At 62.6% G+C, this 23963-nt stretch carries 23 protein-coding genes and 1 pseudogene; 3 read left to right on the plus strand and 21 right to left on the minus strand.

Annotated elements, in window-relative coordinates:
• Positions 1-7 precede the first annotated feature (7 nt).
• The 11 genes from H0482_RS14470 to H0482_RS14520 all read right to left on the minus strand — a co-directional run bounded on the left by H0482_RS14470 (position 8) and on the right by H0482_RS14520 (position 10638).
• Complete coding sequence (locus H0482_RS14470; protein ID WP_330998269.1) at positions 8-457, minus strand: sugar phosphate isomerase/epimerase family protein; 450 nt, start codon at positions 455-457, stop codon at positions 8-10.
• Positions 445-837, minus strand: a complete 393-nt coding sequence (locus H0482_RS14475) for a hypothetical protein (RefSeq protein WP_193730789.1) — start codon at positions 835-837, stop codon at positions 445-447. The genes H0482_RS14470 and H0482_RS14475 overlap by 13 nt, the downstream gene beginning before the upstream one ends.
• A 632-nt stretch (positions 838-1469) precedes the next feature.
• Positions 1470-2375 (minus strand): NAD(P)-dependent oxidoreductase, encoded by a 906-nt coding sequence (locus H0482_RS14480; protein WP_193730790.1) that lies wholly within the window; start codon positions 2373-2375, stop codon positions 1470-1472.
• A 15-nt stretch (positions 2376-2390) separates the two neighbouring features.
• Positions 2391-3200: an N-acyl homoserine lactonase family protein gene (locus H0482_RS14485; protein ID WP_193730791.1), complete on the minus strand. Its 810-nt coding sequence runs from the start codon at positions 3198-3200 to the stop codon at positions 2391-2393.
• 68 nt (positions 3201-3268) lie between these two features.
• Entirely contained in the window at positions 3269-3655 is a 387-nt protein-coding gene (locus tag H0482_RS14490) for a carboxymuconolactone decarboxylase family protein (protein WP_193730792.1), read from the minus strand.
• A gap of 81 nt (positions 3656-3736) precedes the next feature.
• On the minus strand, positions 3737-4969 hold the full coding sequence (locus H0482_RS14495) for an ABC transporter substrate-binding protein (RefSeq protein ID WP_230989664.1): 1233 nt from the start codon (positions 4967-4969) through the stop codon (positions 3737-3739).
• Positions 4970-5010: 41 nt separating this feature from the next.
• Entirely contained in the window at positions 5011-5718 is a 708-nt protein-coding gene (locus H0482_RS14500; RefSeq protein WP_193730793.1) for an ABC transporter ATP-binding protein, read from the minus strand.
• The gene (locus H0482_RS14505) at positions 5711-7492 is read right to left on the minus strand and encodes a branched-chain amino acid ABC transporter ATP-binding protein/permease (RefSeq protein ID WP_193730794.1); all 1782 of its coding nucleotides are present in this window, start codon (positions 7490-7492) and stop codon (positions 5711-5713) included. Before H0482_RS14505 ends, H0482_RS14500 begins: the two co-directional genes overlap by 8 nt.
• Before the next feature lie 3 nt (positions 7493-7495).
• Positions 7496-8455, minus strand: coding sequence for a branched-chain amino acid ABC transporter permease (locus tag H0482_RS14510; protein WP_193730795.1), 960 nt, complete (start codon positions 8453-8455; stop codon positions 7496-7498).
• A 42-nt stretch (positions 8456-8497) separates the two neighbouring features.
• Complete coding sequence (locus H0482_RS14515; protein ID WP_193730796.1) at positions 8498-9883, minus strand: MmgE/PrpD family protein; 1386 nt, start codon at positions 9881-9883, stop codon at positions 8498-8500.
• 8 nt (positions 9884-9891) lie between these two features.
• Entirely contained in the window at positions 9892-10638 is a 747-nt protein-coding gene (locus tag H0482_RS14520) for an SDR family NAD(P)-dependent oxidoreductase (RefSeq protein WP_230989665.1), read from the minus strand.
• Positions 10639-10856: 218 nt separating this feature from the next.
• Here H0482_RS14520 and H0482_RS14525 point away from each other — a divergent pair, with 218 nt between their 5' ends.
• The gene (locus H0482_RS14525) at positions 10857-11543 is read left to right on the plus strand and encodes a GntR family transcriptional regulator (protein ID WP_193730797.1); all 687 of its coding nucleotides are present in this window, start codon (positions 10857-10859) and stop codon (positions 11541-11543) included.
• Positions 11544-11578: 35 nt separating this feature from the next.
• On the opposite strand, the gene H0482_RS14530 is transcribed toward H0482_RS14525, so the two are convergent.
• The 3 genes and pseudogenes from H0482_RS14530 to H0482_RS16660 form a co-directional block, all read right to left on the minus strand.
• Complete coding sequence (locus H0482_RS14530; protein WP_193730798.1) at positions 11579-13063, minus strand: NAD-dependent succinate-semialdehyde dehydrogenase; 1485 nt, start codon at positions 13061-13063, stop codon at positions 11579-11581.
• Positions 13060-14055, minus strand: a complete 996-nt coding sequence (locus H0482_RS14535; RefSeq protein ID WP_210319194.1) for an Ldh family oxidoreductase — start codon at positions 14053-14055, stop codon at positions 13060-13062. Before H0482_RS14535 ends, H0482_RS14530 begins: the two co-directional genes overlap by 4 nt.
• A 102-nt stretch (positions 14056-14157) precedes the next feature.
• A pseudogene (locus tag H0482_RS16660) lies at positions 14158-14292 on the minus strand (IS5/IS1182 family transposase); the annotation flags it as partial.
• A gap of 100 nt (positions 14293-14392) precedes the next feature.
• On the opposite strand from H0482_RS16660, the gene H0482_RS16665 reads away from it, so the two are divergent.
• Positions 14393-14668 (plus strand): hypothetical protein, encoded by a 276-nt coding sequence (locus H0482_RS16665; protein WP_407925736.1) that lies wholly within the window; start codon positions 14393-14395, stop codon positions 14666-14668.
• Here the strand turns inward: H0482_RS16665 and H0482_RS14550 are convergent.
• The 6 genes from H0482_RS14550 to H0482_RS14575 all read right to left on the minus strand — a co-directional run bounded on the left by H0482_RS14550 (position 14595) and on the right by H0482_RS14575 (position 21484).
• On the minus strand, positions 14595-16469 hold the full coding sequence (locus H0482_RS14550; protein WP_193730800.1) for a glycosyltransferase family 2 protein: 1875 nt from the start codon (positions 16467-16469) through the stop codon (positions 14595-14597). The two genes, H0482_RS16665 and H0482_RS14550, sit on opposite strands and share 74 nt — an antisense overlap.
• A 15-nt stretch (positions 16470-16484) precedes the next feature.
• Positions 16485-17129, minus strand: a complete 645-nt coding sequence (locus tag H0482_RS14555) for an acyl-homoserine-lactone synthase (protein ID WP_193730801.1) — start codon at positions 17127-17129, stop codon at positions 16485-16487.
• Between the two features lie 97 nt (positions 17130-17226).
• Positions 17227-17946, minus strand: coding sequence for a helix-turn-helix transcriptional regulator (locus tag H0482_RS14560; RefSeq protein ID WP_193730802.1), 720 nt, complete (start codon positions 17944-17946; stop codon positions 17227-17229).
• A 103-nt stretch (positions 17947-18049) separates the two neighbouring features.
• Entirely contained in the window at positions 18050-19045 is a 996-nt protein-coding gene (locus tag H0482_RS14565; protein WP_193730803.1) for an Hsp33 family molecular chaperone, read from the minus strand.
• 185 nt (positions 19046-19230) lie between these two features.
• Positions 19231-20160, minus strand: coding sequence for an ornithine carbamoyltransferase (gene argF / locus H0482_RS14570; protein ID WP_193730804.1), 930 nt, complete (start codon positions 20158-20160; stop codon positions 19231-19233).
• Between the two features lie 124 nt (positions 20161-20284).
• Complete coding sequence (locus tag H0482_RS14575; RefSeq protein ID WP_193730805.1) at positions 20285-21484, minus strand: aspartate aminotransferase family protein; 1200 nt, start codon at positions 21482-21484, stop codon at positions 20285-20287.
• A 357-nt stretch (positions 21485-21841) separates the two neighbouring features.
• Between H0482_RS14575 and H0482_RS14580 the strand changes: the two genes are divergently transcribed.
• Positions 21842-22402 (plus strand): GcrA family cell cycle regulator, encoded by a 561-nt coding sequence (locus tag H0482_RS14580; protein WP_193730820.1) that lies wholly within the window; start codon positions 21842-21844, stop codon positions 22400-22402.
• 219 nt (positions 22403-22621) lie between these two features.
• On the opposite strand, the gene H0482_RS16980 is transcribed toward H0482_RS14580, so the two are convergent.
• Positions 22622-23923 carry a sensor histidine kinase gene (locus tag H0482_RS16980; protein ID WP_193730806.1) on the minus strand — a complete coding sequence of 434 codons (1302 nt, stop codon included), beginning with the start codon at positions 23921-23923 and terminating at the stop codon, positions 22622-22624.
• Positions 23924-23963 lie beyond the last annotated feature (40 nt).

The raw sequence follows: 23963 nt of genomic DNA on the forward strand, positions 1-23963 counted from the left end.
ACCTGAATTAGAGAGACCCGTCGGGGAAACCGGTTGCCCACCCGTTGAAACGGTCACGCATGAGGACTGCCTCAGTGCGGACATCATCCGGCCTGTCATTGGCAAAGAGTTGGCGTATGAACTCTACCGCCAAGGCCCGGCGATAGCCTGAATCCCGCAGTTTCCCAAAAAGAGCCGGAAAATTAATGGTGCCCCTGTCAAAAGCCGCCTGGAGGTGGCCTGGGCGCGCCTGCCGCTGATGGATATGCTTTGCATACGGCACCAACGTGTCAATTTGCTCCTGCGTGTATCCCAAGCAGACGAAGTGGGAATAGTCCAGCGCCAAGCCGATGCCGGTCCGCCGCACCAATTCCCCAGCGATCCAGTGTGTTTCCGCCAGAGAACGGACCGCAGGCTCGATGCAGATACGCGTTCGGAAATGCGAGGCCACTTGCATCATGGCCTTCAAACAATCCACAGGCGACTGCAGCGCTTCGCGGCTTGCCCGACCGGGATTGGTCTGTCGGGGAGAAAGAAGACGGCGAGTATGGTAGCCGCATCGGCGAAGGTCAGCACCTTTTCCAGATCGCGGACATTTGCTTCAATGCTTCCCTTGAGAGCCAGATTGCGGTCCACTGTATCGGCGCCCAACTTATGGAAATAGTCGGAAAGCGTGATCCCGAGGTTCTGGAGCTGGGCTGCGGGGGCCAGTGGATCGGCCAGCAGCGCGTCTTCGCTGATACCGGGCCGGTAGCGCGTGTTGCCGTCGATAGCATGAATGCCTATGGCACTCGCAACTGCGCGGACTTCCTCCAGCGCCAGACGAGCAAATGCCCATGTGGACAGTGACAGATGCATACCTTCCCTATTTTCCTCCAACTTAGAGGAGTGAGGGTTTCGGTACCACCTGTTGGGCGAGCACATTCCGTCCTATGAAATGCAGCGTTGGCCGCAATTGATGCTGAAATTTGATACCGCAACAGCTAGCGTCTCGTGCCACGCATAGACCGAGAATAGTCGGAAGCGAAACTAGCCTCCAGGCGAGCCAAACCTTGAGCCCGGCTTCAGTCTGATAACATATGGCAGTGATGGCGAGATTGGGCTTGTCAGCAAAAAGCCGGAGTCATCACGCCGAAATCGATCTTCCCGTCCAAAATATACGCTAAGCGAATAGCCCAATCGATGTGTCTCGCCCGCAGTATAGCCGTAAGGCACGATAAGTCTTCGCGGCAAAACAGACCTCCCCGTCGTCAGTTCATTGGACAAAAAGGAACTGACGACGGGGGCGGGACCGGACCGGTGGAGTGGATCCCGTTTGACCGGGCAATCGGGGTCCACTCCACGCCGCTGGCACCGCTCGCATCTAGAGTTACAAAACGCGTTGCATTCTGCATATTCTATGAACGGAATATCAATTACTTAAGTCGGCACCGGAAAGCACACAGAGCATTTTACCCGGTCCAGATATTTCTCCTCAAGCTCTCAGTCGATCACGGCGCGGATTTGCCTTTTACTTCCACGCCGGCCCATTCCTCGACGACGCGGGTGATGGAGGTGAAGTCGGAGGTCGGGCCGTATTTGGCCTGGGTGACGGCCAGCATCTGGCGCACGGCGGCGCCGGCGACCATGGGGACGCCCATGGCTTCGGCTTCGTCGATGCAGAGGCGGACATCCTTGTAGGACAGGCCCGTGGCGAAGCCGAAATCGAAGCTTCGCGGGAGCACCGATTTGGGGAACTTGTCCTGGGTGGCGGAATTGCGGCCCGAACCGGCATTGATGATGTCGAGCATGATTTCGGGCTCGATTCCGGCCTTGGCGGCCATCACCATGGCTTCCGACGAGATCACCATGGCCGAGGCGGCGAGCAGGTTGTTGGCCAGCTTGGCCACCTGGGCGAGGCCGGCCGCTTCCCCGACATAAAACAGCTTGCCGAAATTCTTGAGCACCGGCTCGACAGTGTCAAAGGCAGGCTTCGGGCCGCAGACCATGACGGCCAGCGTGCCTTCGCGCGCGCCCTTGATGCCGCCCGAAACCGGCGCCTCGATCCAGGAAATGCCCAGGGGCGCGAGTTCGCTTGAGACGCGCTTGGCCATGGACGGGCCGGTGGTGGACAAATCGATGATGATCCTGGCGCGGCCGCCCTTGGCGATACCGGATTCGCCCAGCGCCACGGCATGGACGATGTCGGGGGTCGGCACCGAGACAAAGACGATGTCCGCCTTGGCGCCGACATCGGCGGGGGACGCCGCCCGTGTGGCGCCGCCATCGGTCAGCGGCTTGGTCGCCGCATCGGCGGTGTCGAAGACGACGAGCGGAAATCCGGCCGCGAGGGCGCGTGCGGCCATATTGCCGCCCATGCGTCCGAGACCGACGAAACCAACGATGAGATCAGCCATAGAAGATGTTCTTTCCTAATGTGCCGGAAGCGGGAGGGGCTGCTGGTCAAGCCGCACGATCCATTCCTGGGTGGCGGGAGAAAATGCCGGATAGATCGAGGCGACGAGCGGATCGTGTCCGGGAATGACGTGAGATGTGGAGCTCGCCAGGCGCTCGACGCGATCATAGCCTTCGAGCACGGCGGAGACGCTGTCGATGACCGGAAAGACGCGGCGCTGCTGGAGATGGGCGTAGTGATGGGCCACATCCGAGGCGATCACGACATGGCCGCGCGCGGTCTTGACACGAACCGCCTGGAGCCCGCGCGAATGCCCGCCCATGTGATGCAGACTGATGCCGGGAAAGAGTTGGGACTCGCCATCATGGAAACAGACCTGCCCGGCATAAACACGCCGCACCATGGTCAGGACGTCGTCCAGCTCATAGGGATGGTTCATGGCCTGATGGCACATGCAGCGGCCGGTGGCGAACGCCATTTCCTGGTCCTGCAGATGGAACCGGGCATTGGGGAACAGGTCGTTATTGCCGGCATGGTCGTAGTGCATATGGGTGATGATGACATCATCGACCCTGGCCGGATCGATACCCAGCGCCGCCAGCCCCTCGCGCACCGGATGCACGATGGTGCGATGGCGCATTTCGGCGCCGCGCTGGTCGAAGCCGGTATCGATGACGATGGTGCGGGCGCTGTTGCGCACCACCCAGACGTAATAATTGAGCGGCATGGGAGCGTTGTGCGGATCACCGCCGATGAAGTTCTCGCTCGCATTGCGATCGACCCGCGCATAGGCCACAGCGAAGGCTTCGTAGATATCGTCGCTCATTCTCTCACATTCTGAAATCGGGCGGAGACGCCGCGCCCCCGGGGGCACGGCGATCGCCCTGACCAAAGTCACTTGGCGGCGGCAGCCTCGGCCTCGAACACTTCCTTGGCCAGGCGGAACGCATCCACGCCCGCCGGAATACCGCAATAGATAGCGACCTGCATGAATATCTCGCGGATTTCCAGCTTGGACACGCCATTCTTGAGGGCGCCCCTGATATGCATCTTGAGCTCGTGCGGACGGTTGAGGGCCGCGATCATGGCCAGGTTGAGCATGGAACGCTGCTTGTGCGACAGCTCATCGCGGCCCCAGACGGCGCCCCAGCAATATTCGGTGGTCAATTCCTGCATCGGCAGGTTGAATTCATCGGCGGCCTTGAACGAGGCCTCAACGAATTCGGCGCCGAGAACCTTCTTGCGGATTTCCAGGCCGCGTTCAAAAACTTCTTTGCTCATAATCTTACTTCCTTGATGCAACGCCACGGGAGGAGCGTTTTAGAATGGCCCGGCGCCGCGGCGCCGGGCGGTATGGTGAGGTCAGTTGGTTTCCCAGAGCGGCGGGGAAAGCGCGATATCGGCCGGGAAGACCGTGCGCGGCACGCCATCCTGCCACTGGATGATGGTGAGGCCAGCGCCTTCGCGCTTGCCGGTCTCGTCAAAGGCCAGCGTGCCGCCCGGGAAATAGGGCGAGGGGCCGGCATCCATGGTGCGCAGCGTCTCGGCAACAGCTTCGCGATCGGCGACACCGGCAATTTCCAGCGCTTCCTTGAAGATCCACATATCGCCATAGGTCGAGATGGCGTTCTGCGACATCCAGGGCTCGTTATATTCGGTCTTCATCCGCTCGATCAGGCCTTCATGGCCCTTGAAGGCATAATTGCCCACGGCCGAAATCACGCCCTGAAGCAGGTCGGGGCTGACCGTGTTGAGCACGTCCGGCTCGGCAATGGCGGTGCCGAAGGAGACGGTCGGGATCTTGACGTTGAACTCGTTCATCTTCTCGAGGATGAGCTTGGAATCCGAGATCACCGTGGGCAGGAAGAACAACAGGTCGGGTTTGCGCGAACGCAGCTGCTGGATCAGCGAAGAGGCGTCCGACAGCGGCGGGGTGAAGACTTCATCCACCACCAGTTCAAGATTGTTCGCCGCGAGCAGGCCGCCTTCCTTCATGGCGTTGACCGAGGAGAGCGAAGCGGCGGTATTGTCGGTGATGATGCCGACCGTGGTCGGGCGCACACCGGTGGTGGCTTCAGCCAGATCGAGAATGGCCGGGATGGCAATGCCCGCCTGAGCGCCGGCCGAAGCCGAGGTCTGGAAAACGTATTTGAAGCCACGGGCGGTGATCTGGTCGGAATAGGACAAGGTCAGCACCGGGAGCTGGGCCCGCTCGGTCACTTCGGTCACCGCCAGGGTGAAGGAGGACAGATAGGCGCCAGTGGCGGCGACGATCTCGGGATGGTCGGCGACCATGCGCTGCGCCGAGGCCTTGGCCTTTTCCGTGGTGTCGCCGGAATCGATGACCACCAGTTCCAGCGGCGCGCCGCCCAGAGCGGCGACGCCGCCGGCGGCATTGATGTCCTCGATGGCCATTTCGGCGCCCATCTGCATGATCTGGCCGAAGCGGGCATAGATGCCCGAAGTCGGAGCGATCAGCCCGACCTTGACGGATTCCACGTCCTGGGCCAGCGCCGGCGCATAGGCGCCGATGAAGCTCAGAGGCAGCGCCATGATGGCGCCGATGCCGAACATGCGGCGGTTCATTCTGGTCATAGTCTCACTCCCCTTAGAATGGTTTCTTGCAGATTGCGGCATCACATGCCGAGATACGCCTGGCGGATGCGGTCATCGGCCTTGAGCGTTTCATTGTCGCCTTCCAGCGCGATCTGGCCCGTTTCGAGCACATAGGCGTGGTCGGCAAATTGCAGGGCTTCGGCCACGCGCTGTTCGACCAGAAGAATGGTCAGGCCCGCCGCCTTGCGGATGTCCATGAGGCGGTCGAAGATGAAGTCGGCCACGGCGGGCGCCAGGCCCATGGATGGCTCGTCCAGCATCAGCAGCTTGGGCGAGGAGGCGAGGCCCCTGCCGATGGCCACCATCTGCTGCTCGCCGCCCGACAGGGTGCCGGCCAATTGGTCCTCGCGCTCCTTGAGCTTGGGGAACCATTCGTAGATCTGCTCGATATTGCGGGCCCAATTGTCCTGGCCGGCCTGGGTATAGGCGCCCATTTCAAGATTTTCGCGCACGGTGAGGGAGGCAAAGACCTGCCGGCCCTCGGGCACATGGGCGATGCCCATGTGCGGACGCTTGGCGGGCGGCACGGAAAGCAGGTTTGTTCCCTCGAACTCGATAGTTCCCGCCATTGCCTCGACCGTGCCCGAGATGGTCTTGAACAGGGTCGACTTGCCTGCGCCATTGGGGCCGACGATGGAAACGAACTGGCCGGCCTCGACCACGACGTCGATATCCTTGAGGACGGGGACGGCCGAATAGCCGGAGCGCAACTGGCTGATCTTAAGCATTTTCGCTCCACTTCTTGCCCAGATAGGCTTCTACGACACGACGATCCTTGGTGACGGCCAACGGCTCGCCCTGGAGCAGGACTTCGCCGTGGTCGAGCACGAGGAATTCATCGACCAGCCGCACCATGGCCTGCATGGTATGTTCGATGATGACGATGGTGACGCCTTCATCGGCGAGCGACTTGATGGCATCGACGACGTCGCCGACTTCGGAATGGCCCAGCCCGGCAAGCGTCTCATCGAGCAGCAGGATTTCGGGCTGACCGGCCAGAGCCCGCGCCAGTTCCATCAGCCGGAGTTGCTTGGTGGTGAGCGCGGAGGCCAGTTCGCCAGCCACATTGGCAAGACCGACGCGACGGACGGCTTCGGCTGCCAGTTCCTCGGCATGGGCCTCGGACGTGGCCCGCACATAGGCGCCAACCTTGACGTTCTGGGCCACGGTCATGCGCATGAAGGGACGCATGACCTGGAAGGTGCGACCGACGCCCGCCGAGGCCAGCGCATGGGGGCGCTTGCCCACCATTTCGACGCCCTTGACGATGACATTGCCCTGGTCCGGCTTGATGAAGCCGTTGAGCAGGTTGAACAGTGTCGTCTTGCCGGCGCCATTGGGACCGATAATGCCCAGGATCATGCCGCGACGCACTTCGAAGGAGACATTCTGGACCGCCTTGAGGCCGCCAAAGCTCTTCGAGATATTGCGCACGTCGAGGATGACTTCGTCCGAGATGACGCGCTTGGGCGCGACTTCGGCGCTGCCTGCGGCTGCATAGGCGGCCTCGGCGGCGGCGGCTTCCACAGTCGCGGCTGCATCGGCAGGCGCGCCCCCCTTGCGGCGAGCCAGATGGTCCCGGACCTTCCAGAACACGCCTTCGGGCGCGATCAGGATGACCAGCACGATGGCAATGCCCAGAAGCACGCCCTGGATGCCGGGGAAGGACGAGCCCAGCTCGGCATGAAGAATATCGGCCACCGGGATGATGAAGGCCGCGCCGATGATCGGGCCCCAAACGGTACCGACACCACCGAACATGGCCACGGTCAGCGCCTGGGCGGAGACCAGCATGCCGAACACCGATTGCGGCGTCACCACCAGCAGCACGATGGAATAGAAGGCGCCGACCATGCCGGCCATGCCGCCTGAAAGGGCAATGGCCTTGAGCTTCCATTCGAGCGTGTTGATGCCGGCGGCTTCGGCAGCGGCCTCGTTCTGCTTGATGGCGATGAGCGACATGCCGAAGCGGCTGCGCTCGACCATGCGGGTGACGATGACGAAGGCCAGCAGCATGAGCAGCGCGATGATCGTATAGACGCGCGGATCGGAGAATTGCATGAACCAGGCCGCATTCTCGCGCACCAGCGGGAAGGTCACTTCCTGATAGCCCAGCCAGTCAAAGACATAGACCATGGCCAGCGGGTAGGCGAGCATGGAGAGGGCAAAGTAATGCCCGCGCAGCCGGAAGGTCGGCAGGCCGATCAGCAGACCCGCCGCCGCGCCGATAAGGCCGGAAACCGGGATCATGATGATGGGCGAGATGCCGAAATTGATCTGGGCAAGCACCGTGGCATAGGCGCCCAGACCAAAGAAGGCGCCATGGCCGAAGGAGATGAGCCCGGTATAGCCGGACAGCATGTTCCAGGCGAGGCCGAAACAGGCCCAGACCAGCACCAGCGTGAACAGGAGCTGATGGTAGGAATTGGTCACCATCATCGCGGTGGCGAGATAGAGCGCGCCGATGATGAAGACGGGAAGAAGTGAGCGCAGGATGGTCATGGGTCAGGTTCTTTCCGACACGCGCCCGAAGAGACCCTGCGGCCTGAGCGTTACGATCAAAAGGAAGACGACAAAGATTGCCGCGTTCTGCAATTGGGTGGGCAGGACCAGCGTGGAGAGCTGCTGCACCAGGCCGATGGCCATGCCGCCCCAGAAGGCGCCGAGGATCGAGCCGACCCCGCCCAGCACCACGCCGGCATACATGATGATGACGAATTCCACGCCGACAAAGGGGTGGAAAGGGTAATTGGTGGCCAGCAGGCCGCCGGCGACCGCGGTGATCATGGTGCCGAGCGCAAAGGCCACGCGGTGCGCGGTGTTCACGTCGATGCCCATATAGGTCGAGGCTTCCGGATTGTCGGCGGCGGCGCGCAGCGATTTGCCCAGACGCGAGCGATTGATCATCATGGTCAGGCCCGCGATGACGATCACCGCGATAATGGCGGCAATGCCGCGCCCCTGATTGATGAAGACCGTCACCCATTCTCCCCAGAGCGGCCCGATTTCGATGGCGCGCGAGGAAAGGGGCGTGCGGATGGACACCAATTGCGGCCCGAACAGCATCATGGCGCCGTTCTGCAGGATCAGCGAAATGCCGAGCGTCAGGATCAGCTGGGCATAATGGCCTTCGCCGTCGAGCTTGGCGGTGCGGTTGCCGGTGACGCGGGACACCAGCGTCATATGGACCAGATAGCCGACCCCGAACATGATCGGCGCGGCCAGCGCCACCGCCACATAGGGGCCGATATAGGAACCGAACAGCGCCTGGGTGAGCAGGGAGAAAAAGAACAGGGCGGTGAACATGCCCAGCATCATGAAATCGCCCTGGGCGAAGTTGATCACCCGCATAATGCCGAAGATCATGGCGAGGCCGACGCACATCAGGCCATAGATGGCGCCAACCTGCAGGCCGGTCGCCAGGGCCTGCAGAAAGGCCTCGGTAGCAATTTGTAACTCAGTCATGGATTGACCCATTGGCTGGAGTGAAAGCAGCGAGAGGCATCGTCAAGTTGAGGCCTGCCGCAGGGATTTGGTGGGGCCTGATGACGCGCAAAGCGCATCGAGCCGGCCACAATCAGGCTCGTTTTCGAGCAAGTCGATCATGGTGAGGAGCTCGTCCGCCTGGGCGGAGCCGAGAACATTGCCCGCCGCTTCCTGGAAGCGGGAGCGGATGAGTTCGGGACTGGCCGGCACCACGTCGGCGAGCGAAGCGGAAACCGAGCTGCCGTCCCCCAGACCCAGCGTAACCGTCGCGCCCTGGCGGCCGGGAAAGGCAGCGCTGAAGGCGGGGTCGGCGACAAGCGTGGTAACGCCGATCAGCCGGGCAATTTCCGGATCATTGAGCCGGGAATAATTGTCCTCGGCGATGGCCTCGCGGGCAATGCTCGCCGCCACGCCGAAGAAAATGCTCATCTTGGCCTGGAGCGCATTGCCGAAGGGACCGGTCGCATTGCAGCCGGGATAGCGCAGGGCGGCATCGGAGGCGGCGATATGGATGGACTCGACCCGCAGCCCGCCCCGTTTACGGGCGGCTTCGAGCGCAGCCTGACAGGGCGTCTGGGCAAAATTGCAGGCGGGCACGGCCTTGTTGAAGACCGAGAGAATTTCCGCGCCATCGGCAAACAAGCTGATCGGCTCGGCCAGCGGGCGGCGGGCAAAGGCGCGGAAAAGACCGGCCTCACCTTCGAAAATATCCGCCGAGGCAATGGCGCCGGCGCGGGCCAGCTCGACTGCGACAATGCCGTTGCGGGCAGCGAAGCCGGGATGGAAATACATTTCGGACCCGCCCGAATGCGGCCATTGATTGAGGCCGCCGCTGGTATTGGCGGCGAGGGAGAGCGCGTTGAGCGTCTGGTCAGCATCGAGCCCGTGGAGCCGGCTGACGGCGGCGGCGGCGGCGAGAGCCCCGACCAGGCCAGTGGGCCGGAAAAGCCGCGCCAGTTCGGCCGTCATCAGGGCGCGACCGACGCGGGCGCCAACCTCATAGCCAACGATGGCGGCATCGAGCAGGGCGGCGCCGGAAGCCTTGTGACTTGCCGCCGCGGCCAACAGCGCGGGCCAGACCACGACCCCGAGATGGGCAATGGAGCCGGTATGCATGTCTTCACGCACCAGACCATGGCCGGCGACCGCATTGGCGAACGCGGCATCGGCGGCGCCGGCCTTTCTGGCGCGACCGATCAGGGACGCACCGACCGGCCTTTCACCGGCAATCCCCGCCGCCTGAACCGCCCAGGGCAGATCGCGCGATTCCAGGGCGCAGGCGAGATAATCGATGAGGCAGAGCTTTGCCTTGTTGATTATTGCCGCGTCAAAATCACCTGCCGAATGCGCCTCGGCGGCAATCCGGCCGGCAATGGTCGCTGAACGCCGATCCCAAAGACCCCCCATCATGCACCTCAGGGACCAGCAATTGTTATGCCGGCATCGATCTTGAGGGTCACCCCGGCAATGGATTTGGCATCGTCGGACACCAGGAACAATGCCGCTGCCGCAACCTCTTCGGGCGTCGCCAAACGCTTGAGCGGGGTGCGCGCCTTGCGGCTTTCCCAGCCCTGCGCATCGATGACCGAGCTGGCGCCGGGGGTTTCGACTGAACCGGGCGCGATGGCGTTGACACGAATGCCATGAGCGCCGAGTTCGACGGCCTGCTGGCGCGTCAGGGCATCGAGCGCGCCCTTGATCGAGGTATAGACAGCCGCATTCTTGATGGAGAAGGAGACGGCGATGGACGACAGATTGATCACGGCACCGCCGCCACGGGCGATCAGATGGGGCGTACCGGCCTGCAACGACCAGAACACGCCCTTGATGCCGATATCGAGCATGCGATCGACAATATCTTCTTCCATGTCCACAAGCGGCGCATAGCTGAAGGCCACGGCATTGTTGACCAGAATATCCAGACCACCCTGACGCGCGGCGAAATCATCAATGGCGGCCTTTACCGCGAGACGGTCGCGCACATCGACAACATAGGCACGACCACGACCGCCCGGAACGGCAGCAGCAGCGGCAGTGACCAGGTCCGCATTGACGTCGAGCAGAGCGACCTGAGCACCCTCGGCGGCAAAGGTATTGGCCATAGCCTGACCCAATCCGCCACCTGCACCCGTGATCACCGCTGCCTTGCCAGCAAGCTTCAAGATAAACCTCCACGACGCCTTTGGCGCTCAGTCCGGCACTCAGCCGCAATTTCCGGAACCCTAAAACATCAGATCGGCTATTACAAGATGATTTTAGGATTGTATGACGAGCATATCGTTTGATGAGGTGACACGGACCGTGTAGAAGTTCCGAAGCGGCGCGACGCATTGCGACAGAGCGGCCCATGTTGATAATCGGGGATTTCCCGGGGAAAAAAATGAGCCAGGTCAACGGCGAAGAATATGATTTCAAGGTGGATCGGCCCGCCTCCACCCTTCGCCACAGCGTAACCGAAAGCATTCGCCAGGCCATTGCCGTAGGCCGGTTTGGCGCCGGCGACCGCATGCCGGAAAAGGATCTCTGTGACATGACCGGCGTCAGCCGCACCCTGGTGCGGGAGGCGCTGCGGCAGCTCGAATCAGAGGGGCTTGTCACGGTTATCGCCCATAAGGGGCCGGTCGTGGCCACGATCAGCGCCGAGCAGGCCATCGGCATCTATCAGGTGCGCGAAGTGCTGGAAGGCCTGGCGGCGGAATTGTTTGCGACGCGCGCCCGCGATACGCATCGCAAGGCCCTCCATATTGCCTTCGAGGCGGTGCGTCGCGCCTATGAAACGGGCGATGTGCTGACCCGACTCGCCGCCAAGAACCGGTTCTATGATTGTCTGATCCAGGGATCGGGCAATGAAGCGCTGGGAGCGTTGCTTCACATGCTCAATGCCCGCGCCATGATCCTGCGCGGCCGGTCGCTACAGATGCCGGCGCGCTCGGAAGAGAGCCTCAGGGAGCTCGAACAGATCATTGCCGCGCTCGATGCCCATGACGGGGCGGAGGCTCGGCGGCTCGCCGTCTTCCACGTGCAGCAGGCCGCCCGCACGGCGCTGATGAGCTATAATCTGGCCTGATGGGCGGGCGCCCGAAAGCGCCCTGCCCGCCCGCCTTACTTCACATTGCCGATACAGACATATTTGATCTCGACATAGTCGTCGGCTCCATATTTGGAACCCTCACGCCCGAGGCCGGACTGCTTGACGCCGCCAAAGGGCGCGACTTCCGTGGAGATCAGCCCGGTATTGACCCCGACAATGCCCACTTCCAGCGCCTCGGCGACCCGGAAGACGCGGGCGATGTCGGTGGCATAGAAATAGCCCGACAGCCCGAATTCGGTATCATTGGCCAGCGCGATCACCTCATCCTCGGTATCGAAGCGGAAGACCGGGGCCAGGGGACCGAAGGTTTCCTCGGTCGCGACCTTCATGTCGCGCGTGGCATTGGCGATGATCGTGGGATTGAAAAACAACGGACCGCGCGCGCTCGCGTCGCCGCCGAGCCGCACTTGCCCGCCCTTTTCGATCGCATCGGCGATATGTTCCCGAACCTTGTCGACGCTGGCCTGGTTGATCAACGGCCCGATTGTGACGCCAGGCTCGAAGCCGTCGCCCAGCTTGAGCTGGCCGACACGGGCCACGAGCTTGTCGAGGAAGGCGTCATAGATGCCGGCCTGCACATAGATGCGGTTGGCGCAGACGCAGGTCTGGCCGGCATTGCGGTATTTTGCGGCCAGCGCGCCCTCCACGGCGGCATCGATATCGGCGTCATCGAAGACGATGAACGGAGCGTTGCCGCCCAGTTCGAGCCCCAGTTTCTTGATCTGCTCGGCGCCCTGGCGCATCAGGATGCGGCCCACCTCGGTGGAGCCGGTAAAGGTGATCTTGGCGATCTTGGGATTGTCGGTCAGTTCCTTGCCAAAGCTTGATCCGCTCCTGGTGGTGATCACCGAGAACAGCCCCTCGGGCACGCCGGCGCGTTCGGCCAGAACCGCCAGGGCCAGCATGGAAAGCGGCGTTTCGCCGGCCGGTTTGGCCACCATGGCGCAGCCCACCGCCAGCGCCGGAGCCACCTTGCGGGCGATCATGGCATTGGGAAAGTTCCAGGGGGTGATGGCGCCGACGACCCCGACCGGCTGCTTCAGCACAATGATGCGCACATCTTCGGCATGGCCGGGGATGGTGTCGCCATAAATACGTTTGGCCTCTTCGGCGAACCATTCGAGATAGGCGGCGCCGTAGAGCACTTCGCCCTTGGCCTCGGCCAAGGGCTTACCCTGTTCCGCCGTCAGAATGGCGGCCAGATCATCGGCGCTTTCGGTCCAGAGCCGGTGCCAGGCCTTGAGCACGGCGGAACGATCCTTGCCGGTCCGCCGCGCCCAGGCCTTCTGCGCCTGTTCCGCGACATCGATGGCGCGGCGCGTCTCCTCCACCGGAATGTCGGGCAGGACGGCCAGCACCTCGCCGGTCGCGGGATTGGTCACTTCGAAACTCTTGCCAGCCTCCTCCGCGCTCATCCATTTGCCGCCCACAAGGGCGCGATCGGTCAGCAGGCGAGGATCGGAGAGGCGCGAGGCCAGGGCGGACGAGACAGTCATGGTCGGAAATCCTTCTGCAAATCGTCCAGTGCGGCGATGATGGCCGTCGGAACTTCGATGAAGCCTTCGGCAAGGCGTCTGGCCCGCTCGGCGCGGGACCGGTCGAATGGCATGCGCACGGCGGCACCGTCGGCCAGCGGCCTCGTGCTGCGGACGCTATCGGCATAATCGGCGATCTGGCGCTTGAACATGTCAATATCAACCAGAAGGTCCGGCTTTATGGCGATGACGAGAAAACCAAAATCCTGCAATTGGCCGGGCATCATGGGCGATCCCGCCAGCATGCCCAGCATCTGCACCACCAGCCCAAGTCCGCTGCCCTTGTGCCCGCCCCAGGGCATGAAAGCGCCATTGAGCGCCGCCTGGGGGTCGATGGTCATGGCCCCGGCGCCATCGAGCGCCAATCCCTCCGGCAAGGGCTTGCCGAGGCGCAGGGCCTCCACCACCTGAGCGTGGATAATGGCGGAGGTGCCGATATCCCAGATCACCGACTCATCGGCCGAGGGAAAGGCAAAGCAGATCGGATTGGTGCCATAGCGCCCCTCAGAGCCACCCTCGGGCGCCACCCAGGGCGAGGCATTGGAGGCAATCATCGCCACCAGATCCGCAGCGGCAATCCGTTCGGCATAATAGGAGAGCATGCCGGTATACCAGGTATCGCTGGCGCCGATAACGGCGATGCCGGCGGCCTCGGCCTTGGCGATTGCCATATCGGTGGCGCGCTCGGCCACGAGATAGCCCAGATTGTCGCCGCCATCGATCCGCGCCGAAACACCGGTCTCGCGCAGCACCGCCATCGGGCGAGGCGTGTTGGGCGCGGCCTGAAGCCGCTCGGCAATGGACAGCACGCGAGCCAGCCCGGAAAATCCCAGTCCGCGCAATTCGCAGTCCAGAAGATGGCCGGCGATCAGCTTCCGCTCCTCGTCGGCATAGCCCAGGGCTCCCAGCCCGTTCTCGGCCAGTGCGCGGGCGCGGGCAAGTTCAACTTTCATCATCATTCCCCTCACACCCCCCTATAGAGCGGCTGCCGATGGAGAACAAGAATGATTGTATGATTGCCATATTGAATATCGCTGCCCGACTTGGGACTTATTGATCCAGCAGATTCTGATGGCTGCGATGGTGATTGCGGTCATCAAGGTGCCTGCGCAGCGGTCATAGCGAGTGGCGATGCGCCGCCAGTCCTTGAGGCGAGCGAAGAGGCTTTCGATCCGGTGTCTGCGGCGATAGACTGACGGAAAGAATCCAGATGCGACGCAGCACCAGTTCCCCGGCAAGACCTCACATCAGCCCGACCTGCACGTGTTTAGCAGTTGCTTGGTAGTGGAAATGACCATTGACGCCCGGAGTGCCCCGTACCGCCTCCTATTCCGCCAAGCGCAGGCCCGCATCTGGAAGGCAGAACGCTTCAGCTGGTGCATGACCAGCCTGTTGCAAAAATTTCCCGACTGCACCGCTTTCGACCGCCGCATCCAGCGCGCGGAATTCGACTATCTGGCCAGTTCCATCATCGTGAGGCCAAGGCGGCTCATCATGAGCCGGCGTCCGATTCCTGAATCGCAGCAGGGCTCGGCGATGCGGCCCGGCGGCCCGAACGGAGAATGAGGGTGGCGGGATTGGCTTCATGCGGAGTCTTGAACCAATGGAATGGCTGGTGGACGAATTCACGCAGCGCCCGCAAGGTGGCCCAGGCGATCAGCAGCCAATAGAGTGGCAGCAGCGCCTGGCACCGGACCAGATCGGTCTGCCCCGTCCGATATAATCCCACCAGATTGGTGGCGATTGCCGCAAGTTGACCGACGAGGCAGGCCGCAACACAGGCAATGAGCCAGGGATGGGGCTCGATGACGGACGGAAGGCCGCCGACCAGCACCGTCAGGACGGTTATCGAGAAGGCCGAATGCAGCAGCGGGGCCAGCAGCATGCCCAGCATGGTGACCTGAAACAGCACGAAGCGCCACCAGCCCAGATCCGCCAGCAGCAGAAGAGGGCGGCGATTGTGCACCGCGTAAGTCTGCATCCAGCCCTTGGTCCAGCGCGTTCGCTGCCCCAGCCAGGGGCCCAGTGCGGTTGGCGCATCCTCCATGGTGACGCTGACATGGGTGGCCGTCCGCCGCCGCCGCCGCGCCAGCCGCACCCCCAGATCGGCATCCTCGGTAACATTATAGGCGTCCCAGCCACCCAGTTGCCGCAGCGTCTCCAGACGAAAATGGTTCGAGGTTCCTCCCAGCGGCATGACGGCGCCCCAGCGGGCAAGGGCGGGCAGGATGACGGTGAACAGACCGGCATATTCGCCGGCGAACAGCGCCGGCAAGGGACCGTCTGCACCATTGCCGATCAGCAGGCGTGCCTGGATGCAATGCAGATCAGGCTGGCTCGCGAACTGGCCGACTATGGCACGCAATTGATCGCGCGCCGGGCGATCCTCGGCGTCATAGACCACCACGAATTCTCCCCGGCATAGCGGCAGGGCGAAATCCAGCGCCTTGGGCTTGGTGAGCGGCGGCGCGTCGGGCACCACGGTCAGGGAGAAACGGGCATCGTCGAGATGGCGGCGCACCGCGGCGATGGTTTCAGGCGAACGGCTTTCCACCACGAAAATGATCTGTAGCTTTTCGCGGGGATAGTCGAGCTGACCGAGACTGCGGCACAATTGGTCCACCATATTGGCCTCGTCACGCAGCGGCACGAGCACGGAATAGACCGGCAGGTCCGTATCCTCGATCTCCGAGACATTGGCGGCAGGCGGCGTAACCGGGGTCAGTAGCGCGCCAAGCCGGAGCAGGATCGGCAGAACCACTAGGAGGAGCCACAGGGGCAGCAGCCAATATTGGCCGGTGAGGGGCGCGGCCAGCACGAGCACGGCCAACAAGACCAGACCGAACACGAAACCCCAGCGCACCGGACGGGGCAGGTCCAGTTGTGCGGCGGCGTGAGGCCATGACCGCGACAGCGTCTGCCGGGCGCCATCGATCAGCCCCTCCTGGGCCAGATCCACCATCAGTTCGCGGAGCGCAGGAGCAGGGACAAGACAGAGTGAGCGGTGCAGTCGGGGATTGGCCTCGTAGGCGCGTTTCAACCGCAGCAAACCGAAGAAATCGGGGGAGGTGAAGGCCACGTTCCGATCCAGCACCCTGACCCTGAACATGCGCACATCTCTCAAAACCTCGAGCCGCGGCGGCTGGATGGCGCCGAGCGCCAGACGCGGCACCACGTCATAATAGCTCAGTCCGGCCCAGGCCGCGGCGCGGCGCATGATTTCGGACGGACTGAGACCGAGATGAACGGCGCAGAAATGCAGGGGATCGACCTCGCTGCACAATGCCCGCTCCAGGAAGGCGACGGCATCCTGGGAGCCATGGGCGGGCCCCAGCACCGCCTGCATCAGACTGGCCGCTTCGGACATATCCGCCTCCATGGGTCAAAGAGCGGGACGATCCGCGTTTGCAGCGATATTGTCGGCGGGAGCGAGGAATGCGCGGCTCAGCCCGGTCGCTCGCCGCACATTGTGAAGCGCCTCCTCATCGACTTCGATCCAGGCGGCGACGGTGGGTTTGCCATCGATGTCGCGGGGCTTTCCGAGCGGGGTAATCCGCCAGCCGACCGCGGTGCCATGCTCCAGCATGTAGATGGAGGACACGAAGGTGATGTAACTGAAGCCCTGTTGGAGGGCATATTCCATCACCGAGCAGAAAAGGGTTGCGGATTCGGGAGCGCGGCGCCGGCCTTCGCGACGATCGGGCCGGACATAGAAACGCGTCCAATCGACGCCCAGCGAGGGATGATCCGGCAATTCAGCCTGCACCAGGTCGCAAAAGACCGTTTGCAGCAGATTTGGCCGATCGAGCGGCGTCATGCGCGAGCCGCCCACCAATTCCTCGCCATCGACAATCAGAATATGGGCGGCATCGTCATTGTCGAATTCATCGACATCGCGCCCGTCGGGCCGGCGCAGGCCATGCCAGCCCTGCAAATCGACAAAAATCCTGTGCCGCAGACGATAATTCCATTCCAGCAGATCAAAGCTCTGCCGGTCCGCCGAATTGCGGACGATATGCACCTGCATCGCTCGCCCCCCAAGAATTCCGTTAATTTTTCCTTTCAGTAACGCATAGCCGATATGGGGTCCGGTATTGGCATAAATCCCAAGGACGCAAACCCGCTCAGAGCGTGATCAATTTGTGCCGGATGGCCTCGACCACCGTTTGCAGACGGTTATTGGTGCCAAGGCGTCGCTGGGCGTTTTCACAATGCTGGTTGATGGTGCGGGCCGTGAGCCCGGTAATATCGGCGATCTCGGCCGCCGTCTTGCCTGCGGCCACCCATTTGAGGATTTCGGCCTCGCGCCGCGTTATGGCGCGCCGGGGCGCCGCCTGCTCGTCACTGCCATGCAGATAGCGCAGCCGGCCATGGACGTAGAGCGCCAGCATATGCAGTTCCAGCCGGGATTTCTCATCGAGATGGGCCGTCTCGCCGACGAGGGAGACGACGCCCTGCATGCCCCCTTCCATATGGACGGGAACACACAAACCCTCCCCCATGCCGAAATCACGCGCCTCATCCATGACCCGGCGGGCTGGAGCGTCGGAGGCGCGGTCATAGGGAGCGTCCGACCAATCGAAGGGCAGGGTCGTGGCGAAGCAATGCCGCGCCACCGGGTCCAGATGCACGTAATCGAGGCCGGTATAGCGTTCATACCATTCGGCATCCCAGCCCGAAAGCAGAACGAAAGGCCGCACATCGAGGCCCGGATCGGGGAGGCCGGAAATAATGAATTTCCGAAAGCCGTATTGATCGATGGATTTATAGACAAGTTCGAGAATGTCGCCGGCGCTGGAGGCGCGCTGGACATCCTCGATATTTGCCATCAGGTCGGCATTCATTCCGGCTACCCCCCTCGCCGTCAGAATGTTCACAATGTGCAGACTTGTCGCTCTATTGGCAAGCTACTGTCAGCGCCTGTTTCAAGACGCCGCCAGCCTGGGGTCAGTTCTGGAACTGGTGCGGATTAAAGCGATAGGCGGTCGAGCAGAATTCGCAGACGATCTCGATTTCGCCATCCACCGCCATGTCCTGGCGCTCCTCGTCGGAGAAGCTGTTGACTAGCATGTCTTCGATGCGCTCGACCGAGCAGGTGCAGCGCTCTTCCAAGGTCTGCGGCGGAAAGACCCGGACGCCGGTTTCGTGATAGAGCCGGAACAGCAGCCGCTCGGGCGACAGGTCCGGATCGACCAGTTCGAGATCGTCCACCGTCGCCAACATGGAGCGCGCCTCGGTCCAGCCATCGGCCTCGACATGATCGGGATCGGCCATGGCCGGATCGTCGAAATCGCCATTGCCCGGCAGGTCCGCCATGGCGCCGATGCCGCTGGGAGGAAGATGCTGGATCAGCATGCCGCCGGCCCGCCAGCGCGGCCGATGATCGCCCTTGGTGCTCATCTGCGCCACGGCCATGCGCACGCGGGTAGGAATCTGCTCCGATTGCAGGAAATAGGTATGGGCCACCTCTTCCAGCGAATTGCCGGTCAGCGCCACGATCCCCTGGTAGCGCTCCATATGCGCGCCCTGATCGATGGTCATGGCCAGATGCCCGTTACCGAGCAATTCGGCAGGGCTGGTCTTCCCCGCTTCCGAGGCCTTCACCAAGGCGTCATGGTCATAGCGCGCATAGCCACGCATGCCGTCGGGCGCATCGAAATCCACCACGATCAGGTTGACCGGTCCGTCAGTCTGCGTCTGGAGGATGAAGCGCCCCTCAAATTTGAGCGAGGAGCCGATCAGCGCCGCCAGCACCACCGCCTCGCCCAGGAGACGGGCAACCGGCAGGGGATAATCGTGACGCGAGAGAATGGCATCGAGCGCCGCACCCAGTCGCACGGTGCGACCGCGGCTGTCGAGCTTGTCGAGGGTGAAGGGCACCACGGTATCGTCCCCGCTCTCGGGGCGGTCGAGTCCCAGTGAGGCGAGCAGGTTCTGGCTCATTGTCGGTTCCGTGGACATGATAACAAGGTCTTTCCTAAAGGCTACGCCTTCGGGAGGCGAGATGCCAGCAAACCATCGCCGCGTCACCCGCGCCGAAGCGGAGCCCCTCATTGCAGACAAAAAGAGGCCCCCGCTGACGCGGGGGTGCGGTTTTGACAGGCTGGCAGAAAGGCGGGGAATTCCGCCTAGTTCGTTTCAACCCCGAAGGCCCAGCACAGAATGGCTTTCTGAGCGTGGAGGCGATTTTCGGCCTCGTCGAACACTACCGATTGCGGACCGTCGATCACCTCGTCGGTCACCTCGTCGCCGCGATGGGCGGGCAGGCAGTGCATGAACAAGGCGTCTTTGTTCGCCAAGTCCATTAAGCTGGTATTGACCTGATAGGGTTTCAAGACCCGGCGGCGCTCGGCGGCATCCACGTCGCCCATGGACACCCAGGTATCGGTGATGACCAGATCGGCGCCCTCGACGGCCTCGCGAGGATCCTCGATCAGCCGCGCATAGGAACCGGCGCGACGGATGTCCTCCATCAGATCCTTTTCGGGGCTGTATTCGTCGGGCGTCGCAATGGTCAGTTCGCATTCGAACAATTCGGCAGCGTTGACCCAGGAATGGAGCACGTTGTTGCTGTCCCCGACCCAGGCGATCTTGGCACCCTTGATCGAGCCGCGATGCTCCTCGAACGTCATGAGATCGGCCATGATCTGGCAGGGATGGGCGCGGCGGGTGAGGCCGTTGATCACCGGCACACTGGCGTTCTCGGCCAGCTCGAGCAAATCGGCATGGGAGAGAATGCGGATCATGATCGCATCGACATACCGGCTCATCACCCTTGCCGTATCGGCCAGGGTTTCCTCGCGGCTAAGCTGCATTTCCTGGCCGGAGAGCATCAGGGTCTGCCCGCCGAGCTGGCGCATGCCGACATCGAAGGAGACGCGGGTGCGGGTGGACTGGCGCTCAAAAATCATCGCCAGCACCTTGTCCTTGAGGAGAAGGGGCCGGTCGCCCTCCTTGAGGCGCTGTTTGAGCGCGACGGCCTGGTTGAGCATGCCGCGCAATTCGGCATGAGTAAAATCATCGATGGACAGAAAATGCCTTGAGGCGCCGGTCGTCATGGGCCGGGTTCCTTTTATTGACGCTTGTTCACTTCAGGATCAACGCCGCCACCATGATCGGTGACGGCTAACAAAGCATGTCACCGGCTTCGGCGGCGTCCGAAATGATAAAAGGTCAGATACATCAGGACGCCGCCGCTGGATTGGCCGCTTCGGCGTCAATGGCGTCGAAGGCCGCACCGATCTTGGCCATGGCCTCCTCGATGTCGGCTTCGGTGACGATCAGGGGCGGCAGAAGACGCAGCACATTGTCTCCGGCGCTGATGGTGAGCAGGCCATGATCGTCGCGCAGGCGGGTCACCATATCGCGCACCGGGGTGCCGATCTTGATGCCCGAAAGCAGGCCCTTGCCGCGCAATTCGAGCACGTGATCGGGATATTTCTGGGCCAGCTGCTGGAGATGCCAGGTCAGTTTCTGGCCCATGGCATTGACCTGATCGAGGAAGCCGGGCGCCAGGATGCGGTCGAGCACGGCATTGCCGATGGCGGTCGCCAAGGGATTGCCGCCATAGGTCGAGCCATGGGTTCCCGGCACCATGGAGGCAGCGACGTCTCCCTTGGATAGGCAGGCCCCAAGCGGAAAGCCGCCGCCGATAGCCTTGGCCACTGCCACGATATCGGGCGTGATGCCGCTCCATTCATAGGCGAAGAAGCGCCCGGTGCGACCGAAACCGCATTGGACCTCGTCAAGGATCAGCAGCATGTCATGCTTGTCGCAGAGGTCGCGCAGCCCTTGCATGAACTCGTTGCTCATGGCGGTGACGCCGCCTTCGCCCTGCACCGGCTCGATGAGAATGGCGCAGGTCTGCGGGCTGATCAGCGCCTCGACCGAGGCCAAGTCGCCGGGTTTGGCATGCTTGAAGCCGGGCGTGACGGGACCGAAGCCCTCAAGATAGTCCGGATTGCCGCCGGCCGCGATAGTGGCGAGGGTACGGCCATGGAACGAGCCGGAAAAGGCGATGACCTCATAGCGATCCGCCTGCCCCTTGGCCCAGAAATAGTGCCGTGCCGTCTTGATGGCGCATTCAAGCGCCTCGGCGCCCGAATTGGTGAAGAAGACGCTGTCGGCAAAAGTGGCCTCGACCAGCCGCTGGCCCAGCCGCTCCTGCTCGGGAATGGTGAAGGTGTTGGCCGTGTGCCAGACCTTGTCGGCAGCGGCCTTGAGCGCGCCGACCAGATGCGGATCGCCATGCCCCAGGGCGTTGACCGCGACCCCGGAATGGAAATCGAGATAATCTCGGCCATGCTGGTCATAAAGGCGCATGCCCTCGCCCCGCTCGAAAGCGAGATCGGACCGGGCATAGGTGCCATAGAGCGCAGACATGATGAAACTTCCTCGGTTAAGTACAAAGATCGGGGCGTGGCAAAGCTGCCACAAAAGACAAAAACGCGCCTCATGGCAGCGCATTTTCGCCATGGGAATTAGGCGAAAAATCGTCCCGAAGTCAATGAGACTGCGCCAAGTGGCTGATTTGACTCATGGATTGTTAGGACAATCTTAACCAATGAATAAACGGGGAAAATCGCCCGCGACTCTTGATCCTGATTCCAGCCATGGCGTAGTCTGCAAGGCGTTGGGGGCACGACATCTCGTGCGGCGGACCCGCTCAACATACGAGCTGTAGATTCTTATAAGTTGCCGGAGGCTAACGGCAGCGCAGTGAAGGATTCTGTTTTGACGATGGTTTCAGGAGCACAAGCGGCGGGCTGGACTGACGAGCGCGTCGAACTTTTGAAAAAGCTCTGGATGGAAGGGCTCAGCGCTAGTCAGATCGCGGGTGAGTTGGGTGACGGGGTGACGCGCAATGCCGTGATCGGCAAGGTGCACCGGCTCAAGCTCTCGGCCCGCGCCAAGCCGACCAATACGACGCCCCGGGCCCGCCCGGCCGCGCGTCCCGCGCCGCGGCGCGTCGCCAGCCCCTCGGCCGGGATGAGCCATGTCAGCGCCAAGTCGCGCCCGGCAAGCATGCCGCGTCCGCAGGTCATGGGTGCAACGGCCCTGGCCATGGCGCCGGAAATGGAAGTTGATCTCTATGTCGCCCCGGCGACGCAGGAATTGTTCATTCCCGAGGACAAGCGCCTCAACCTGCTGCAACTCAACGAGCATACCTGCAAGTGGCCGATCGGCGATCCGTTGACCAAGGATTTCTATTTCTGCGGCCAGCACAGCCTCGAAACCGGTCCCTATTGCGAATTTCATTCGCGCCGGGCCTATCATCAGCTGGACAAGCGCAAGCGCTGAAACCAGCTCGAAGAAGTCAGTAAACAAGAGGCGCCCTGGGGCGCCTTTTTTGTTGTTGCGCGAAGCATCCCGGCTTCGCGGGGACAGGATCTGTTGCTTTTCCGGGACATGGAATTGCCGTCACAGCGGCGAACACCTCTGCCAATCATCATGCCCGAGCCAGCCGGGCAATGACGGCGGAACTGGATCAAGTGGAGCCGGTCCAAGGGGGGCGATGCGTTAGGGCAGCAGCACGTCCACCCGCAATCCCTCCCCGGGGGCGGATTTGATGGTCATCTGGCCGCGATGGCGCTGGATGATGTGCTTGACGATGGCGAGGCCCAGCCCCGTGCCCTTTTTCTTGGGGCTGGTTTCGGCGTCGATGCGATAGAAGCGCTCGGTCATACGGGGCACGTGCTCGGGATCAACGCCTGGACCATGATCGAGGACGCTGACCAGATGGTGGAGACCAGAGCGCTCGGTCCGGACCAGGCTCACTTCGACGCTCTTGCCGCCCGCGCCATATTTGATCGCATTGTCGATGAGATTTTCGAACACTTCATAAAGCTGCCCCCGGTCGCCGGTAACGATGACGGGGCCATCCGGCACGGTGAGGACGATGTCGAGTTCGGCGGCCTTGGCCTGAATCTGCAATCCTTCGCGCACTTCGCGCAGCAGGCCCGCCAGATCGAGCGAGCCCGTGGGACGGACATGCTGATGCATTTCGATGCGCGACAGGCTCAACAGATCATCGATCAGCCGGCTCATGCGGTCGGCCTGGCTGCGCATGATGCCGAGGAATTTGCCGCGCGCCGCCTCGTCCCGCGCGGCCGGACCCAGCAGGGTGTCGATGAAGCCCATGAGCGAGGCCAGCGGCGTGCGCAATTCGTGGCTGGCATTGGCGATGAAATCGGTGCGCATCGCCTCGACGCGCTTGAGGTCGGTGAGACTCTGGAAACTCACCAGCACCTGCCGGCCTTCGTCTTCCAGCCAGTCGATGCCGGGCCGATGGAGCGGGGAGACCAGCACCTTGTCCCAGGTTTCGGCGGGCAGCGTCTCATGCAATTCGAAGCTGCGCGGCTCGCCGGTGCGGAGGGCGGCCTCGATGGCGGCCACCAGTTCGGGATTGCGCAGCACCAGGGTCATGACCCGGCCGGGGCGCAGGGAGGGGTATTGCCGCATGGCGGGGCTATTGCCATGGAGCACGGCGCCGCGCCGGTCGAGCACGAAACAAGGATCGGCCAGCGCTTCGACGACGGCCGCAATCGCGCCTTCCCCGGCCTCTCCCGGGGACACAGGCACATCCAACGTGCGGGTCAGCGTCACCACCGGCAGCGGCAATATGGCCAGCAGGGCGACGAGCAGGACAAAGCCGAGCAGAGCCAGATCGGTTCGCAGATTGCCAAGCACCACGAAGCCAAGGATAATTCCGGCCAGCCCCACGATCAAAGGCCCGTAACCGAGGAGGCGGCTGCGCACGGCCTGGGCCGGGGTCAGGGGCGAAAAATTATGATTGTCGTCCATGTCAGGAGGCTGGATCACCGGCATTTGCCTGCATTACAGGCAGGAAACGGCTTCATAA

Origin of the sequence: Devosia faecipullorum, from assembly GCF_015158295.1 — a bacterium.
Taxonomy (GTDB): Bacteria; Pseudomonadota; Alphaproteobacteria; order Rhizobiales; family Devosiaceae; genus Devosia; species Devosia faecipullorum.